General features: G+C 72.0%; 16 protein-coding genes. 15 read left to right on the forward strand and 1 reads right to left on the reverse strand.

All coding sequences use genetic code 11. The features are described 5' to 3' along the window. The first annotated feature begins 67 nt into the window (after window positions 1-67). The 15 genes from OG379_RS31350 to hydA all read left to right on the forward strand — a co-directional run bounded on the left by OG379_RS31350 (window position 68) and on the right by hydA (window position 14,694). Complete coding sequence (locus OG379_RS31350; RefSeq protein WP_405666385.1) at window positions 68-1,342, forward strand: sensor histidine kinase; 1,275 nt, start codon at window positions 68-70, stop codon at window positions 1,340-1,342. Continuing rightward, complete coding sequence (locus OG379_RS31355) at window positions 1,306-1,950, forward strand: response regulator (RefSeq protein WP_405666387.1); 645 nt, start codon at window positions 1,306-1,308, stop codon at window positions 1,948-1,950. Before OG379_RS31350 ends, OG379_RS31355 begins: the two co-directional genes overlap by 37 nt. A 126-nt stretch (window positions 1,951-2,076) precedes the next feature. Further along, a complete protein-coding gene (locus OG379_RS31360; protein ID WP_405666389.1) occupies window positions 2,077-2,844 on the forward strand; it encodes a thioesterase II family protein in 768 nt (255 codons plus the stop codon). Window positions 2,845-2,935: 91 nt separating this feature from the next. Further along, window positions 2,936-4,741: a gamma-glutamyltransferase gene (ggt, locus tag OG379_RS31365; protein ID WP_405666391.1), complete on the forward strand. Its 1,806-nt coding sequence runs from the start codon at window positions 2,936-2,938 to the stop codon at window positions 4,739-4,741. A gap of 163 nt (window positions 4,742-4,904) precedes the next feature. Then, window positions 4,905-5,579 (forward strand): glycoside hydrolase family 75 protein, encoded by a 675-nt coding sequence (locus OG379_RS31370; protein ID WP_405666393.1) that lies wholly within the window; start codon window positions 4,905-4,907, stop codon window positions 5,577-5,579. A 132-nt stretch (window positions 5,580-5,711) separates the two neighbouring features. Further along, on the forward strand, window positions 5,712-6,005 hold the full coding sequence (locus OG379_RS31375; RefSeq protein ID WP_362933334.1) for a helix-turn-helix transcriptional regulator: 294 nt from the start codon (window positions 5,712-5,714) through the stop codon (window positions 6,003-6,005). A gap of 19 nt (window positions 6,006-6,024) precedes the next feature. Then, window positions 6,025-6,405 (forward strand): PPOX class F420-dependent oxidoreductase, encoded by a 381-nt coding sequence (locus OG379_RS31380; protein ID WP_393762991.1) that lies wholly within the window; start codon window positions 6,025-6,027, stop codon window positions 6,403-6,405. Window positions 6,406-6,538: 133 nt separating this feature from the next. Further along, window positions 6,539-7,921, forward strand: coding sequence for a hypothetical protein (locus tag OG379_RS31385; RefSeq protein WP_405666395.1), 1,383 nt, complete (start codon window positions 6,539-6,541; stop codon window positions 7,919-7,921). A gap of 141 nt (window positions 7,922-8,062) precedes the next feature. Continuing rightward, window positions 8,063-8,245: a hypothetical protein gene (locus OG379_RS31390; protein ID WP_099175108.1), complete on the forward strand. Its 183-nt coding sequence runs from the start codon at window positions 8,063-8,065 to the stop codon at window positions 8,243-8,245. After that, the gene (locus OG379_RS31395) at window positions 8,242-8,973 is read left to right on the forward strand and encodes a hypothetical protein (RefSeq protein ID WP_405666397.1); all 732 of its coding nucleotides are present in this window, start codon (window positions 8,242-8,244) and stop codon (window positions 8,971-8,973) included. Before OG379_RS31390 ends, OG379_RS31395 begins: the two co-directional genes overlap by 4 nt. Continuing rightward, entirely contained in the window at window positions 8,970-9,890 is a 921-nt protein-coding gene (locus OG379_RS31400; RefSeq protein ID WP_405666399.1) for a DUF6895 family protein, read from the forward strand. The genes OG379_RS31395 and OG379_RS31400 overlap by 4 nt, the downstream gene beginning before the upstream one ends. Window positions 9,891-9,894: 4 nt before the next feature. Further along, a complete protein-coding gene (locus OG379_RS31405; RefSeq protein ID WP_405666401.1) occupies window positions 9,895-10,929 on the forward strand; it encodes a serine hydrolase domain-containing protein in 1,035 nt (344 codons plus the stop codon). Window positions 10,930-11,059: 130 nt separating this feature from the next. After that, the gene (locus tag OG379_RS31410) at window positions 11,060-11,902 is read left to right on the forward strand and encodes a nitrilase-related carbon-nitrogen hydrolase (protein WP_356714420.1); all 843 of its coding nucleotides are present in this window, start codon (window positions 11,060-11,062) and stop codon (window positions 11,900-11,902) included. Next, complete coding sequence (locus tag OG379_RS31415; protein ID WP_405666403.1) at window positions 11,899-13,182, forward strand: aspartate aminotransferase family protein; 1,284 nt, start codon at window positions 11,899-11,901, stop codon at window positions 13,180-13,182. Before OG379_RS31410 ends, OG379_RS31415 begins: the two co-directional genes overlap by 4 nt. Before the next feature lie 114 nt (window positions 13,183-13,296). Continuing rightward, window positions 13,297-14,694, forward strand: a complete 1,398-nt coding sequence (gene hydA, locus OG379_RS31420; protein WP_393763003.1) for a dihydropyrimidinase — start codon at window positions 13,297-13,299, stop codon at window positions 14,692-14,694. Between the two features lie 31 nt (window positions 14,695-14,725). Here hydA and OG379_RS31425 read toward each other — a convergent pair whose 3' ends face one another. Beyond that, window positions 14,726-16,543: a thiamine pyrophosphate-requiring protein gene (locus OG379_RS31425; RefSeq protein WP_405666405.1), complete on the reverse strand. Its 1,818-nt coding sequence runs from the start codon at window positions 16,541-16,543 to the stop codon at window positions 14,726-14,728. Window positions 16,544-16,584: the final 41 nt, after the last annotated feature.

Raw genomic sequence — 16,584 nt, forward strand, 5'->3', positions numbered from 1 at the left:
GTCCCCGGCACCCCCGTCCGGGGACGGTCCTTCCCTCGCCCGTCCCCGCGAGTGGGAGGATGGGCGCATGCGACTGAGCCGGGCTGCCCAGGACACACTGGTCGGCGCACTGATCGCCGCCGGAGCCCTGGCCTCGGTCGTGCTCTTCGTCACGACCACGTACTTCGTCATCCTGTGCCTCATCGGGATCGGTTTCCTCGCGCTGCCCCACCTGACCACCGCGGTGCGCTGGGTCTGCGACCTGAACCGGCGTGCCGCCGCCCGCTCCGGAGTCCCGGTGGAACGGCCCTACCGGCCCGAACCGGAGGAGATCGAACGGGACATCGTCGGCTGGGTACGCCGCTGCAAATGGATCCTGGCCGACCCGGCGAGCTGGCGGGACCTGCTGTGGCTGCTCCTCAACAGCGTTGTCGGCCTGCTGCTCGGCAGCGCCCCGGCCGCGCTGCTGTACTACGCGGGGGAGGGGCTGGTACTGGCCTGCGGCCTGTGGCGGCCCGTCGCCTCCGACGGAGTGGGCCGCTGGTACGCGTTCATCACCGTCGACAGCTGGCCCGCCGCCCTCGCCGCGGCCCTGGCGGCCCTCGCCGTGTTCGCCGGCTGGCTCCACCTCAGCCCCTGGATCCTGAAGGGCCACGCCTACTTCGTCCGGTTCCTGCTGGGCCCGACCCAGGGCGCCCGCCTGGCCTCCCGGGTCCAGCACCTGGCGGAGACGCGCTCCGGTGCTCTGGACATCCAGGCCGCCGAGGTACGCCGCATCGAACGCGATCTGCACGACGGCGCCCAGGCCAGGCTGGTCAGTCTCGGCCTCACCCTCGGCGCCGTCGACCGGCAGCTGGACCGGAACACCGACGAGGCACGCCGGCTGCTGAACGACGCGCGCAGTGCCTCAGTGCAGGCTCTGCGTGAGCTGCGCGGCCTGGTCCGGGGCATCCACCCCCCGGTGCTCGCCGAGCGCGGACTCGCCGACGCCGTAAGGGCTTTGTGCCTGGCCAGTCCGCTGCCCGTCACGGTCGTCGCGGCGCTTCCCGGGAAACTGCCCGACCCGGTGGAGTCCGCCATCTACTTCTCGGTGTCGGAACTGCTCACCAACGCCCTCAAGCACGCCGAAGCCGGACGGGTCGAGGTGGCTCTGCACTACGCGGACGGCGCCCTGCTCGGGCAGGTCACCGACGACGGCCGAGGGGGAGCCGAGATGTCGGCCGGGAGCGGCCTGGAGGGGATCCGGCGGCGGCTGGCATCCTTTGACGGCGTCCTGGAGATCGACAGTCCCCCGGGCGGGCCGACCGTCATGAAAATGGAGTTGCCGTGCGCGTTGTCCTCGCCGAAGACCTCTTCCTCCTGAGGCAGGGAATCATCCAACTGCTCGAGGCCTACGACTGCGAGGTGGTCGCCGCCGTCGACAACGGGACGGACCTGAGACGGGCCATCGCCGAACACCGTCCGGACGTGGCCGTGGTGGACGTCCGTTTACCGCCGACGTTCACCACCGAGGGCCTGCAGGCCGCCCTTCTGGCCCGCCGCGAGCGGCCCGGTCTGCCGATCCTCGTCCTGTCCCAGCACGTCGAGCAGATGTACGCCCGCGAACTGCTGGCCGACGGCACCGGCGGCATCGGCTATCTGCTCAAGGACAGTGTCCTGGACGACAGGCAGTTCATCGACGCCGTCCGCCGGGTCGCAGCCGGCGGCATGGCCATGGACCCCACCGTCGTGGCCCAGCTGATGACGTCGCACTCCCGTGACGAGCCGCTGTCCGCGCTCACCGCGCGGGAGCGCACCGTGCTGGAACTCATGGCGGAAGGGTGCTCCAACACGGCCATCGCCCAACGGCTGACCGTCACCGAGGGCGCGGCGGCCAAGCACATCTCGAACATCTTCTCCAAACTGATGCTCCCCCCGTCGAGTGACAACAACCGCCGCGTCCTGGCGGTGCTGGCCTACCTCAACGCGTGAGTCCCGCCTGCCGCCCCGGACCTGGGGGCGGTAGGGGTGTGGGCCGCCGGGCCCGGGCGGCGAGACTTCTCGGGCCCGCCCGGTGCGGCCCGTCCGCGCCGCCGCCACGAAGGGAACCCGCACCCCATGACCACGTCGGCCGAACACAACCGCCTGTGGATACGCCGCTACCACCCCCGCCCGGACGCGGCGGTCAGGGTGGTGTGTCTGCCGCACGCGGGCGGCTCGGCGAGTTTCTACCGGCCGGTGTCGGCGGGCCTGCCCGCCGGCACCGACGTGCTCGCCGTGCAGTACCCGGGGCGCCAGGACCGGCGGGCCGAGCCCTGCGTCGCCACGATCGCCGAACTGGCCGACCAGGTGACCTCCGTGCTCCTGGAGTGGACGGACCTCCCGCTGGTCCTGTTCGGGCACAGCATGGGCGCGACCCTCGGCTTCGAGGTCGCCCGCCGGCTCGAGCGCGACCACGGCGTCGTGCCGCACGCCCTGTTCGCCTCCGCGCGGCGCGCGCCGTCCGCACCCCGCACGGAGGCCGTCCACCTGCGGGACGACGACGGCATCGTCGAGGAGATGAGGCTGCTGAGCGGTACGGACGCGGCCGTCCTCGACGATCCGGAACTGATCCGCATGGCCCTGCCGGCGATCCGAGCCGACTACCGCGCTGCCGAGACCTACGTCTACGAGCCGGGTCCCGCGCTGCGCTGCCCCGTGTGGAGCCTCGTGGGCGACGACGACCCCAAGGTGAGCGTCGAGGAGGCACAGGCCTGGTCGAGGCACACGGACACGGCCTTCCACTTCCGCGTCTTCAAGGGCGGTCACTTCTACCTGGCCGCGCACCGGCGGGAGATCCTCCGGCTGATCGCCGACCGGGCGGCCGTACCGGCGGGCACGGCCTGACGGGCCCGTCCGTACATGTGGCCGAGGCGGTCCTGACGGTACGGGCCTCACGGCGTTACCCTGCGCGGACGATTCTTCACAGGAGGTACGGATGCGTCATTCCGTAGGCCGGAATGTGTCGTTCCCACTCGTGATCGCCGTCATCGGCTCGCTCGGTGCCGCGGCTCCCGCGGCCTCGGCGCCACCCGTGCCGCCTCCCAAGTCCCCGGTTGCGGTGGGGTACGGGGGAGCGGTGTCGAGTGTCGACGCGGACGCCTCGGCGGCCGGTATCGAGGTGCTCCGCAAGGGAGGCAACGCCGTCGACGCGGCGGTCGCCACCGCCGCCGCGCTGGGCGTCACCGAGCCCTACTCGGCGGGCATCGGAGGCGGTGGGTACTTCGTCCACTACGACGCGAGGACGGGCAGGGTACAGACCATCGACGGCCGCGAGACCGCGCCCCGCAGCGCGGACTCCTCGCTCTTCCTGGAGAACGGGAAGCCGATCCCCTTCGCCGACGCCGTCACCAGCGGACTCGGGGTCGGCACGCCCGGCACGCCCGCCACCTGGGAGAAGGCCCTCGACGCCTGGGGCACCAAGCCCCTCGGGCGGCTGCTCGAACCGGCCGAGCGGCTGGCGCGCGACGGCTTCGTGGTGGACGAGACCTTCCGCTCCCAGACCGCCTCCAACGAGGCCAGGTTCGCCGACTTCCCCGCGACCGCCGAACTCTTCCTGCCCGGTGGTGAGTTGCCGGTGACCGGATCGGTGTTCAAGAACCCCGACCTCGCCCGTACGTACCGGACGCTGGGCCGCGAGGGCGTCGACGAGCTGTACCGGGGCGACCTGGCCCGGGACATCGTGTCGACGGTGCGCAAGCCGCCCGTGGACCCGGCGGCGGCGCGTGTGGTGCGTCCGGGAGATCTGACGACCGGGGACCTGAAGTCCTACCGCGCACTGCACCAGGCCCCGACGAAGACCGCCTACCGGGGCCTCGACGTGTACGGCATCGCGCCGTCCTCGTCGGGGGGTACGAGCGTGGGTGAGGCCCTCAACATCCTGGAGTCGACGGACCTTTCGAAGGCGAGCGAGACGCAGTACCTCCACCGCCTGATCGAGGCGAGCAGGATCGCCTTCGCCGACCGGGGACGCTGGGTGGGCGACCCCGCCTTCGAGGACGTCCCGACGCGCGAGCTGATCAGCCAGCGCTTCGCCGACTCGCGGGAGTGCCTCATCAAGGACGACGCGGTCCTCACCAGCCCGCTCGCCCCGGGCGACCCGCGCCACCCGGCCCGCTGCGCCACGGGGGGCGAGGCCGCCCCCACGACGTACGAGGGTGAGAACACGACGCACCTGACGACAGCCGACAAGTGGGGCAACGTCGTCGCGTACACCCTGACGATCGAGTCGACGGGAGGAAGCGGTATCACCGTGCCGGGGCGGGGCTTCCTGCTCAACAACGAGCTGACCGACTTCTCGTTCGCGCCCGCCGACCCCGCGGTCCACGACCCGAACCTGCCGGGCCCGTCCAAGCGCCCGCGCTCGTCGATCTCGCCGACCGTGGTGCTGGAGCACGGGAAGCCCGTGCTGGCCCTGGGGTCGCCGGGCGGTGCCACGATCATCACCACCGTCCTCCAGTCGCTGACCGGCCACCTGGACCGGGGGCTGCCGCTGGTCGACGCGATCGCCGCGCCCCGTGCCAGCCAGCGCAACTCCCCGACGACCGAGATCGAGCCGGGGCTGTGGGACAGCCCGGTGCGCGGAAAGCTGGAGGCCCTCGGGCACGTGTTCAAGGCGAATCCGGAGATCGGGGCGGCAACCGGCGTCCAACGGCTCCCGGACGGGCGCTGGCTCGCGGCGGCCGAAAAGGTGCGGCGCGGCGGTGGCTCGGCCATGGTGGTGCATCCGGGCGGTCGTTCGTGACCGGCCGGCGGTAGCAGTGGCCTCGGGGCCGGTATGTCGCGCGCAGCTGCGTCGTACCGGCCCCGAGGTCTGTACACGGCCGGCCGCGTCCAGGGCGCGCCGCCGTCGGCAAGGAGGCGCCCGCCGGGGTTCCTCGCGTCCAGTGAAAGGTGCAACCACGACCGTGCGTACGCGAATGCTGGTCCTCTCCGCGCTCTCCGGCGCCGCTCTGCTCGCCTCGGCACTCCCCGCCGCCGCGGCGGGGGACGGGGGGAGCCCGGTCGGTGCGGCCGAACTGCTGGCCAAGGTGAAGAAGTGCACCCGGATCTCCCAGGGGAAGTACCGCACCGACCAGGGCGCCGCCGCCACGGTCCCGGTCTGCGGGACCGATGAGGCCGTGTTCTGGGAGGCCGACATGGACATCGACTGCGACGGCCGGATCACGACCGCCTGCAACACCAGGACCGACCCCGCTTTCCAGCCCCGGACGGCGTTCCAGGGGTCGGACGGCAAGCCCCTGGACTCCGCCCGGGTGCCGTACGTCGTCGTCCCCGGCCCCGGGCCGCTGTGGAACTACACCAAGTCGGGGATCAAGGGCGGTGGTGTGGTCGCCGTCATCCACGACGGCAAGGTCCGCTACGCCGTCGTGGGGGACACGGGGCCCACCGGGATCATCGGCGAGGGTTCGTACGCCCTGGCCGAGGCGCTCGGCATCGATCCGGACCCCCGGACCGGGGGCACGGCGTCCGGCGTCACCTACATCCTCTTCAAGAACTCCGAGGTGTCGCCGATCGAGAGCCCCGCCGCCGCGGTGAGTGCCGGTGAGGCGCTCGCCCGGAAGTTCGCCGGGGGAGCCTGAGCGGCGTGGGCCGCCCGGCTGCCGTCACTCGTACGGCGGGGCCGGCCGTTCCGGTCCGGGTGGAACACGGCGTCGTAGCGATCAGCATCGCGCCAATTACAATACCGGCCCTAGCGGTATTAGAATGACGGCATGGTACGGAACCCCCTGACACCCGAAGAGCGCCGTCGCGGCGAGCGGCTCGGCGAAGTGCTGCGTGAGGCACGCGGTGGACGCAGCATGGTCGCGGTCGCGGCGAGCGCGGGAATCTCGGCCGAGACGCTCCGCAAGATCGAGACGGGCCGGGCCCCCACCCCTGCCTTCTTCACGGTCGCGGCGCTGGCGGGAGCCCTCGGGCTGTCGATGGACGAGCTGCTCGCGTTGTGTGTGCCGGTGCCCGTCCCGGGGCCGCTGCCGGAACCGGGGGAGCTGCCGCTCACGGCGTAGGCCGAGTAGGGTCGCGCCCGTGACTCTCCAGGACTTCGCCAGCAGTGAGTACGTCAGCCTGACCACGTACCGGAAGGACGGCACGCCCGTCGCCACGCCCGTCTGGGCCGCGGCGGACGGTGGTGTGCTGTACGTCTGGACGCGGTCCGACTCCTGGAAGGTCAAGCGGCTGCGGAACGACAGCCGGGTCCTCGTCACCGTCTGCGACGTCCGCGGCCGCGTCGCCGAGGGCGCGCCGAGCGCCGAGGGGACGGCCAGGCTGCTCGACGGCGACGGGACGGCGGCGGTCCGCAAGGTCCTGGCCCGCAAGTACACCTGGAAGTTCTGGCTCGTGGACTGGCCCGCCATGGTCGCGCGACTCGGCAAGCGGCCCCACACCGGGATCGCCGTCACCCTCTGACGGGGGCGCGCCGGCTCCGGCCGCTCCGGACGCACCCTGCCGGAAAAGCGTGCGTAGTCCTCCCGTAACACGCCTGCGGTCGAATGCCCGCGGACTGGAACGCTCCAGCCCCTGGCGACCGGTGAGGGCGACGGTGACAGTGGATCAGCATGCTGTGGAAGTAAGGGCGTTCGCGGAGTACCTACGGGACCTGGCTGACCTGCTCGATCCCGGGCAGGGCTGGTACGGGGTCTTCTGCGCGCGCGACCCCGACGGCATGCGCGCCTGCTTCGACGGCTCGGAGGTCCCGCCCTGGGACGTCGTCGAGTCGCTGCTCCAGGACCTCGCCGCCGTGCGCGGATCCGCGTACGCCGCGCGGGAATCCGTACGCGCCGCCGCGCTGTGTGCCGCGTCGGCGGCCGCCCACGACAGGCGGCCGGGCGGGCGGCAGGCCCTCGTGGACCGGCTCGGCGTGATGCTGCGGGAGCAGTCGTACGCGGCCCGGCGGATGAGGGCAGCCGGGACGGACGGGGCGCGTGAGGCGTACGGGGAGACGGAGGCGATGGCCTGGGCGCGGGACGATCACGCCCGTGCCACGGCCCGGTGCGCCGAGCTCCGCAACCGGCTGGCGGCCGTGGAGATGACGGTCCCGGACGACTGGTTCCGGGGGCAGGGGGACGCGGAGGCGACGGCCCCCGACGGCACGCCCGCGGTTCCCGGCCCCCGCCTCCCGGAGGAGCCCGGAGCCCACGGCCTGCGGCGCGGTCCGGAAGCGGGGCCGCAGGCCGGGCCCGCCCCCACGAAGAAGCGCGGGAAGCCGCGCGGCGCGCGCTTCGCGGGCCTGGACCTCGACGACGACACGGAAGCCGGACCCGTTCCGTCGGGCGTGCCCGTGCTGCCGGCCCCCTCGCAGGCCGCCTCCGCCCCGCGCGGGGCCCGCTTCGGCGGCGCCACGGCCGACGACGGTGACGGCCGGACCGCACCGCGGGCGGCGGAACCCGACCCCGCCGCCCGCCGGGCCGCCGAGGACGCCGTCGCACTGCTCGTACGGCTGCGCGCGCAAGGCCGCACCGGAGAGGCGCACGTCGTGCTCTGCGAGGCCGCCGCGTGGCCCCCCGGGCATCTGCCGGTGCTCGCCGTCGCGCTGCACGGGGCCGGTCTGGACGCCGACTGGGCGACCCTGCTGTGGGAGGTGTCCTCGCTGCCGCCCGCCGAACTCGCCGCCGCCGCAGGCGCGCTGGCCGCCGCGGGCCGTGCCGCCGACTGCGGGCAGCTGCTCCGGCAGGGTGTCGCCCGGCCCGCCGGTGAGATCGCCGACGCCGTGGTCGCGCTCGACCGGGCGGGCCTGGAGCCGGAGGCGCGTGCGCTGCTGGGCGCGTTCGTCCGCGTACGGACCCCGCAGGACGCGGCACGCGTCGCCGAGGGCGGACCGCGCCACCTCGTCCCCCAGTTGCTCGCCGCGGCACGGGAGGTCTCGGCGGCGCGGGAGTGGGATGTGGTCCACGCGCTGCGGGTCGCGGGCATCGCGGCTCCGTAGGGCCCTCGAACCCCCTGTGGCCCATGCACGTCACCAGTGCGCGCGGGCTCGGCGAGATAAATCCGAAATCACCCTTTATGGTCGGTCGAGGCAGCGCCGCACGAGTGGCACATGTCCCCCCCCAATGATGTGGAGGCCCCCATGCTTACCCAGGAGATCACTCTCACCGCGACACCGGCCCAGACCACCACCCTGAGCGCCCTGATGGCGGAGCCCGAGGCGGCCGTCAGCGACGCACCGCTCTACACCCCCGAGGCCGCGGGCTTCCTGCTCGCGCTCCTCCTCCTGTCTCCCAAGGAGCCGAAGGAGCCCCGGGGCAAGTGAGTTCCCACTCCGCATTCGCCGAGGCGGCCGACGCCCTGGCAGACAGCGTCCTCGGCGCCCTCAGCGGCACCGGGGGCGCTGTGCAGCTGGCGCCGTACGTCGACGACGCCCCTGACACCCTCGCGGCGCTGGCGGCCGTCCGGGTCCTGGGGGCCAACGTCTTCAGCCCTCATCTCCTGGCCGGCCACCCGCTCACGGCGCAGGACGCCGCTGTCGTGGTCAAGGCCTTCGACGCCTTCCCGCCGTCCGACGCCCCCGAAGAGGCAGCGGTCGCCCGGCGCGACCACGCCACCGCGGTCCTGCTCGCCCGGCTCTCCGGGGACGACAGCCTGAGCGCTGTCGTGCCCGCACCCGCGGACGACGCCGGGCCCGGTCCTGCCGCGGACTGGAGCGGATGGTCCGTGCGGATGGCACAACTCGCCCCGCTCGCCACGCTCGGCCTCGACGGCCCGGTCCACGAGGCGGCCCGCCGCGGCGCCCTGTCGCTGAGCCGCGGAGTCAGCCGCTCGATCCTCCGCCGCGACTTTCCCACCGCCGTGCGCCTCGTCCGCTGGCTGGCCTGGCTGCGGCACGAGGGCGTGGAACTCCCCCTGGACCCGGACATCGCGGCCGAGCACGTTCGACTGGTGGGCGGGCCCGGTCCGCGCGCCGCCCTGGACCTGGCGATCGCCCGTCACTTCCTCGAACAGCGGCCCGGCACGGCCCCCAAGGAGGCGGCACACACATGACGACGATCTCCGAGCCGGTCACCCGGGCGGCCCGCACCATGACGGACAGGGCACTGTCGTGGCTGCACGCCAACCGGAACCTCGGCGGCCTGCCGCCCGGCACCACCGAGACCATGGCCGACCCCGACAGCGTGTACAAGCCCCTGGGGGAGACCACCCTCGCCGCCTCCCTGATCCTGCGCGACGGTGTCGCGGGCCCCGGCCGGCTGGCCGCCGCCCAGAGCCTGATGGACTTCACCTGGGAGCAGTTCAGGCGCGGCGACATGATCTACGAACGCCAGCTCCGCCACACGCTGATGACGGACCCGCTGGAGATGTACGCCCCCTTCGTCCGCTGCGGCTACCGCCACGAGGCGCTGGACCGCCTCCTCGTCCACCGCGCTCGCATGCGCTCCGTGAGCAGCGTGGAGGTCCTGCCGAACCGGCGGCTCGCCGTCGCCAACGCCGCCCGGGTCGTGGGCCTGGAGCACACCGAGGACCTGGACGCGCTGGCCGGAGCCACCTGGCTCGGTGCGCGGCCCGAGCCGTGGGCCATCAACTGGATCACCGCCTACGCGATGACACACACCGTCTTCCACCTCACCGACTGGGGCGGCAACCCGGGTGGACTCCCGCCCGAACTCGCCGACTACGTACGCACCTGGCTCCCTGTCTGGATCGACATCTGGCGCGAGGTGGGCCAGTGGGACCTGGTCACGGAGCTGCTCGTCGTGGGCGCCTCGATCGAGGACCCCTACTGCCGCGCGGAGGACTGGGAAGCCGTCGCAGCGCTCCAACACGAGGACGGACTCGTGCCCCGGGACAGCGATCCGGTGGACGACGACCCGCAGCGGCGCTTCACGGACCATCAGCACACCGTCGTCGTCGCGGCCGTCGCCGGATCCATCGCGCTCGCCCGGGCGGCGGGGCGGCGGTGACGACGTGACACCACCGCCGCTGACCACCGGTCTCCAGCCTCTCCTGGCCGCGGCCCAGGGGCCGGCGGCGGTGGTCGCGGCGGTGCGGGGCGCCGAGCGTACGGTGCTCTGCCGGGGCCCGGTGGGGGAGAACAGCCGGTTCGAGACGGGCTCCCTGACGAAGACGTTCACCGCCCTGCTGCTCGCCGAGCTCGCCGCCCGGGGAGAGGTCCGGTACGGCGACCGTGCCGACCACTACCTGCCCTTCCGGCTCCCCGGGCCCCCGCTCACCCTCCTCCACCTCGCCACCCACACATCCGGTCTGCCGCGGCTGCCCCCGGGACTGCTCGGCCGGGCGGTACGCAGCGGGTGGCTCAGCAACCCGTACGCCGGCTTCTCCGAGGACGACCTGCTCGCCTCGCTGCGCCGTACCCGGCCACGGCACCGGCCCGGAAGCCGGGTCCTGTACTCCAACTTCGGCGGCGGCCTGCTGGGCCACGTACTCGCGAGGGCGGCCGGCGGGCCCGGGAGCGACTATCCGGCCCTGCTGGCCGAGCGCGTCACCGGCCCGCTCGGCCTCACCGACACGGACTGCGATCCCAACCGGCCCCAGATCACCGGGCATTGGCACGGCCGCCCGCGTCCTGCCCTGCTCATGCCGGGACTGACGGCCGCCGGAGCCGTACGGTCCAGCGCCCGCGACCTGCTGCGCGTCCTGGCCGCACTCCTGGACCCGGACACCGCCCCGGACCCCGCGCTGCGCACCGCGCTGGCCGAGGTGCAGCGGCCCCGGCTGAGCATCCCCAGAACCGGTTCCCGGCTGTGTCTCATCTGGAACCTCCGTCCGCGCCCTTCCGGCGCGCTGCTCCACCACTCCGGGGGCACCCGCGGCTTCACCGCCTTCGCGGGCTTCCTCCCCGGCTCGGCCACGGGCCTCGTGGCCCTCACGAACACGGCTCCGACCCCGCTCGCACCGTTCGTCCAGTCCGCCTACGGAGCCCTGCGGGGACTGGACGCCGCCCCTCCGGAACGGTGTGGACCGCTCGGGTATGAAACATGATCGACTCCGCCGGTTCACGGCGATGGTCTTGCCCCGTTGTGTGACGGGGCTTACGTTCTCCTCCTATGCACCGTGTCTACGGGCGTAGAGAACGTAGAGGCTCTCTGACGCCGCGTCGAAGGAGCAGCTCATGTCCCACGTCGTACGCGCCGCACTCGTCCAGGCGACCTGGACCGGCGACACCGAATCCATGATCGCCAAGCATGAGGAACACGCGCGCGAGGCCGCCCGGCAGGGTGCGAAGATCATCGGGTTCCAGGAGGTGTTCAACGCCCCCTACTTCTGCCAGGTGCAGGAACCCGAGCACTACCGCTGGGCGGAACCCGTCCCGGACGGGCCGACGGTCGTGCGCATGCGCGACCTCGCCCGGGAGACGGGCATGGTGATCGTCGTGCCGGTGTTCGAGGTCGAGCAGTCAGGCTTCTACTACAACACCGCGGCGGTGATCGACGCCGACGGCACGTACCTCGGCAAGTACCGCAAGCACCACATCCCGCAGGTCAAGGGATTCTGGGAGAAGTACTACTTCAAGCCCGGCAACGTCGGCTGGCCGGTCTTCGACACCGCCGTCGGCAAGGTCGGCGTCTACATCTGCTACGACCGGCACTTTCCCGAGGGATGGCGCCAACTCGGTCTCAACGGAGCGCAGTTGGTCTACAACCCGTCCGCCACCTCGCGTGGCCTCTCCGGCTACCTCTGGCAGCTCGAACAGCCCGCGTCCGCCGTCGCCAACGAGTACTTCGTCGCAGCGATCAACCGGGTCGGCCAGGAGGAGTACGGCGACAACGACTTCTACGGCACGAGCTACTTCGTCGACCCGCGCGGGCAGTTCGTCGGTGAGGTGGCCAGCGACAAGGAGGAGGAACTCGTCGTACGCGACCTGGACTTCGGTCTGATCGAGCAGGTGCGGCAGCAATGGGCGTTCTACCGGGACCGCAGGCCGGACGCGTACGACGGGCTGGTGGAGCCGTGACCGGACTGCACGAGCGGCACCTGGCCGTCAGCCCCGACTGGCTGGCCCTCTACTACCGGCACCCCCTGGAGCTCACCCACGGGGAGGGCCGCCACGTCTGGGACGCGGACGGCAACCGTTACCTCGACTTCTTCGGCGGCATCCTCACCACGATGACCGCGCACGCCCTGCCCGAGGTGACCAAGGCCGTCTCCGAGCAGGCCGGCCGGATCATCCACTCCTCGACCCTCTACCTCAACCGCCCGATGGTCGAGCTCGCCGAGCGGATCGCCACCCTCTCCGGCATCCCCGACGCCCGGGTCTTCTTCACCACTTCGGGCACCGAGGCCAACGACACCGCCCTGCTGCTCGCCACGGCCCACCGCGGGTCGAACCAGATCCTGGCGATGCGCAACAGCTACCACGGCAGGTCGTTCTCGGCCGTCTCCATCACGGGCAACAGGTCCTGGTCGACGACGAGTCTGTCCCCGCTGCAGACGCTGTACGTCCATGGCGGGGTCCGCACCAGGGGACCGTACGCGGAGCTGAGCGACGAACGGTTCATCAAGGCCTGCGTGGCCGACCTGGAGGACCTCCTCGGGCACACCCGGGGCGTCGCGGCACTGATCGCCGAACCCGTGCAGGGGGTCGGCGGGTTCACCGCGCCGCCCGACGGGCTGTACGCCGCCTTCCGCGAGGTCCTCGACCGGCACGGCATCCTGTGGATCTCCGACGAGGTGCAGACCGGCTGGGGGCGCACGGGCGACCACTTCTGGGGCTGGCAGGCGCACGCTTCGAGCGGGCCGCCGGACATCCTCACCTTCGCCAAGGGCATCGGCAACGGCATGTCCATCGGCGGAGTCGTCGCCCGCGCCGACGTCATGAACTGTCTGGACGCCAACTCCATTTCGACGTTCGGGGGCTCCCCGGTCACCATGGCCGCCGGGCTCGCCAACCTCTCGTACCTGCTGGAGCACGACCTCCAGGGCAACGCCCGGCGGGTCGGCGGCCTGCTCATCGAGCGGCTCCGGGCGGTCGGCGCGGGTTCGCCGGCCGTACGCGAGGTGCGCGGCAGAGGGCTCATGATCGGCATCGAGCTCGTGAGGCCCGGCACCGACGAGGCCGACCCGGATGCCGCGGCCGCCGTACTCGAAGCGGCCCGCGCGGGCGGGCTGCTCATCGGGAAGGGCGGCGGCCACAACACCAGCGTCCTGCGGATCGCGCCGCCCCTGTCGCTCACCGTCGCCGAGGCCGAGGAGGGCGCGGAGATCCTGGGCCAGGCACTGCACGCGGCCACCTGAGCGCGGGAGCCCCGCGGCACCTCCCCGGCCGCGGGGCGGCCCGTTTCCCGTACGTCGTCATCAGGCACCAGGCCTGCGTGTGCAGGCCGGTTCCGCCACCGCGAGGAGAGGTACATGAGCCGCACCGTCATCCACGGCGGCCTCGTCGTCACCGCGTCGGACGAGATCCACGCCGACGTGCTCATCGACGGCGGGCGCGTCGCCGCCCTCGCCGCCCACGGCACCGACGTCGCGGCCGGCTGGAACGCCGACCGGAGGATCGACGCCACCGGGAAGTACGTCATCCCGGGCGGCGTCGACGCGCACACCCACATGGAGATGCCGTTCGGCGGGACCCGTGCCGCCGACACCTTCGAGACCGGCACCCGGGCGGCGGCCTGGGGCGGCACCACCACGATCGTCGACTTCGCCATCCAGACCATCGGCCGCTCGCTGCAGGAGGGGCTCGACGCCTGGCACACGAAGGCCGACGGCAAGTGCGCCGTCGACTACGCCTTCCACATGATCCTCTCGGATGTGAACAAGTCCTCGCTCAAGGAGATGGACCGCCTGGTGGCGGAGGGCGTCACCTCGTTCAAACTGTTCATGGCCTACCCGGGGGTGTTCTACAGCGACGACGGCCGGATCCTCCGCGCCATGCAACGGGCCTCCGGCAACGGCGGCCTGATCATGATGCACGCCGAGAACGGCATCGCCATCGACGTACTGGTCGAGCAGGCGCTCGCGGAGGGGCGCACCGATCCGCGCCACCACGGCGACGTGCGCAAGGTGGCCCTGGAGGCCGAGGCCACCCACCGCGCGATCCAGCTCGCGAGGGTCGCCGGGTCGCCGCTGTACGTCGTCCACGTCTCCGCCGACGAGGCCGTCGCCGAGATCGCTGCCGCCCGCCACAAAGGGCTCCCGGTCTTCGGCGAGACCTGCCCGCAGTACCTCTTCCTCTCGACGGACAACCTCGCCGAGCCCGACTTCGAGGGCGCGAAGTACGTCTGTTCGACCCCGCTGCGCCCCCGGGAACACCAGGAGGCGCTCTGGCGGGGTCTGCGGAACAACGAGCTCCAGGTCGTCTCCACCGACCACTGCCCCTTCTGCTTCACCGGGCAGAAGGAGCTGGGCCGCGGCGACTTCTCCAAGATCCCGAACGGCCTTCCGGGGGTGGAGAACCGCATGGACCTCCTCCACCAGGCCGTCGTCGACGGCCACATCTCCCGCCGGCGCTGGATCGAGATCGCCTGTGCCACCCCGGCGCGGATGTTCGGCCTCTACCCGAGGAAGGGGACGATCGCGCCGGGCTCGGACGCGGACATCGTCGTCTACGACCCGGAGGCCGAGCAGACGATCTCCGCCGAGACGCACCACATGGACGTCGACTACTCCGCGTACGAGGGGAAGACGGTCACCGGGCGGGTCGAGACGGTGCTCTCGCGCGGTGTCCCGGTGATCGAGGGGGGTGCTTATGTGGGTCACGCCGGTCACGGGGCCTACGTGCCGAGGGGGTTGAGCCACTACCTGTGAGCGGACGGGTGCCACGCCATGACAGGTGGCGTCACTTCTCGGTCCCCGTGCCCGGGGCGGCGTCGCGGTGGCGGTGTCCGGGGAGCATCTCCTGCACCTTGGCCTTGAGCCCCTGCTTGATCATGCCGCCGCGGTCACTGTCCCCCTTGACGATGGAGGACACCACCGCCTCGGCCTGCTCCCGGGTGGCGTGCGGGGGAATGGGCGGTACCGCAGGGTCGGTACGGAAGTCGATCACGAAGGGGCGGTCGGCGCCGAGGGCCTGCCTCCATGCCGCCTCCACCTGGTCGGGCTTCTCCACGCGGACGCCATCGAGACCGATGGACCGGGCGAAGTCGGCGTAGGGCACGTCGGGGAGCGCCTGGGAGGGCAGGAACTGCGGGGCGCCGGACATGGCGCGCATCTCCCAGGTCACCTGGTTGAGGTCCCGGTTGTTCAGTACGGCGACGATCAGCCGCGGATCCTGCCACTCCTGCCAGTACTTGGCGGCGGTGATGAGTTCGGCCATGCCGTTCATCTGCATGGCGCCGTCGCCGACGATCGCGATCGCCGGGCGCCCGGGGTGGGCGAACTTCGCGCCGATGACGTACGGCACGCCAGGTCCCATCGTGGCGAGCGTGCCGGACAGGGAACCGCGCATCGTCCCGCGGATGCGCAGATGGCGCGCGTACCAGTTGGCGGCCGAGCCCGAGTCGGCCGCCAGGATCACGTCGTCGGGCAGCAGCGCGTCGAGGGTGTGTACGACGTACTCGGGATTGATGGGGTCCGCCTCGACGGCGGCCCGTCGCTCCATGACGTCCCACCAGCGGGCGGTGTCCTTCTCGATCTTCTTGCGCCAGGCGCCGTGCTTCTTGCGCTCCAGTCGCGGCAGCAGCGCCTTGAGGGTTTCCCCGGCATCCCCGACGAGGTTGACCTCGAACGGATAGCGCATTCCGATGTTGTGGGGGTCGATGTCGATCTGGACGGCGCGCGCCTGGTCGAACTCCGGCAGGAACTGGCTGTAGGGGAAGCTGGAACCCACCACAAGGAGTGTGTCGCAGTCCTGCATCAGCTCGTAGGAGGGCCGCGTGCCGAGCAGGCCGATCGATCCGGTGACGTAGGGCAGGTCGTCAGGCAGGGCGTCCTTACCGAGGAGCGCCTTGGCGACGCCGGCCCCGAGAACGTCGGCGAGTTCCTGCACCTCGGCCCGGGCGCCTCGCGCGCCCTGGCCGATGAGGACGGCGACCTTCTCCCCGGCGTTCAGGACTTCCGCTGCGCGGGTGAGCTCCGTGTCGGCCGGGACAGGCGCGTACGCGGGCATGCCGAGACTGGACGGCACCATCTTGAACGCGTGGGTGGGCGGGGAGTAGTCGAGGTCCTGGACATCGGCCGGGATGATCACGGCCGTCACCGTCCGCCTGCTGTAGGCGGTGCGCATCGCACGGTCGAGAACGTTGGGCAGCTGCTCGGGGACGGTCACCATCTCGCAGAACTCGGAGGCGACGTCCTTGTACAGGCTCAGCAGATCGACTTCCTGCTGGTAGGAGCTGCCCATGGCGCTGCGGGCGGTCTGCCCGACGATCGCCACCACGGGGACGTGGTCCAGTTTCGCGTCATACAGGCCGTTGAGCAGATGGATCGCGCCGGGCCCCGACGTCGCGGCACACACACCGACCTTGCCGGAGAACTTGGCGTAGCCGACGGCTTCGAACGCGGCCATCTCCTCGTGCCGGGCCTGAACGAACTCCGGCTTGTTCTCGGCACGGCCCCACGCCGACAGGAGCCCGTTGATGCCATCGCCCGCATAGGCGAACACATGGTCGACCTCCCACTCGCGCAGGCGCTGCAGGACGTAGTCGGACACCTTCATCTGACGTTCCTCTCATGTGCTGGCGTTGCAGGCGGTCACGA

Origin of the sequence: Streptomyces sp. NBC_01166 (assembly GCF_045039765.1) — a bacterium.
Lineage (GTDB): Bacteria > Actinomycetota > Actinomycetes > Streptomycetales > Streptomycetaceae > Streptomyces.

Excerpts from the sequence above, each read along its gene's own strand:
- ggt (WP_405666391.1), top strand. The coding sequence starts at position 2,936 with ATGCGTCATTCCGTAGGCCGGAATGTGTCGTTCCCACTCGTGATCGCC.
- OG379_RS31360 (WP_405666389.1), top strand. The coding sequence starts at position 2,077 with ATGACCACGTCGGCCGAACACAACCGCCTGTGGATACGCCGCTACCAC.
- OG379_RS31410 (WP_356714420.1), top strand. The coding sequence starts at position 11,060 with ATGTCCCACGTCGTACGCGCCGCACTCGTCCAGGCGACCTGGACCGGC.
- OG379_RS31400 (WP_405666399.1), top strand. The coding sequence starts at position 8,970 with ATGACGACGATCTCCGAGCCGGTCACCCGGGCGGCCCGCACCATGACG.
- hydA (WP_393763003.1), top strand. The coding sequence starts at position 13,297 with ATGAGCCGCACCGTCATCCACGGCGGCCTCGTCGTCACCGCGTCGGAC.
- OG379_RS31375 (WP_362933334.1), top strand. The coding sequence starts at position 5,712 with ATGGTACGGAACCCCCTGACACCCGAAGAGCGCCGTCGCGGCGAGCGG.
- OG379_RS31425 (WP_405666405.1), bottom strand. The coding sequence starts at position 16,543 with ATGAAGGTGTCCGACTACGTCCTGCAGCGCCTGCGCGAGTGGGAGGTC.
- OG379_RS31390 (WP_099175108.1), top strand. The coding sequence starts at position 8,063 with ATGCTTACCCAGGAGATCACTCTCACCGCGACACCGGCCCAGACCACC.
- OG379_RS31350 (WP_405666385.1), top strand. The coding sequence starts at position 68 with ATGCGACTGAGCCGGGCTGCCCAGGACACACTGGTCGGCGCACTGATC.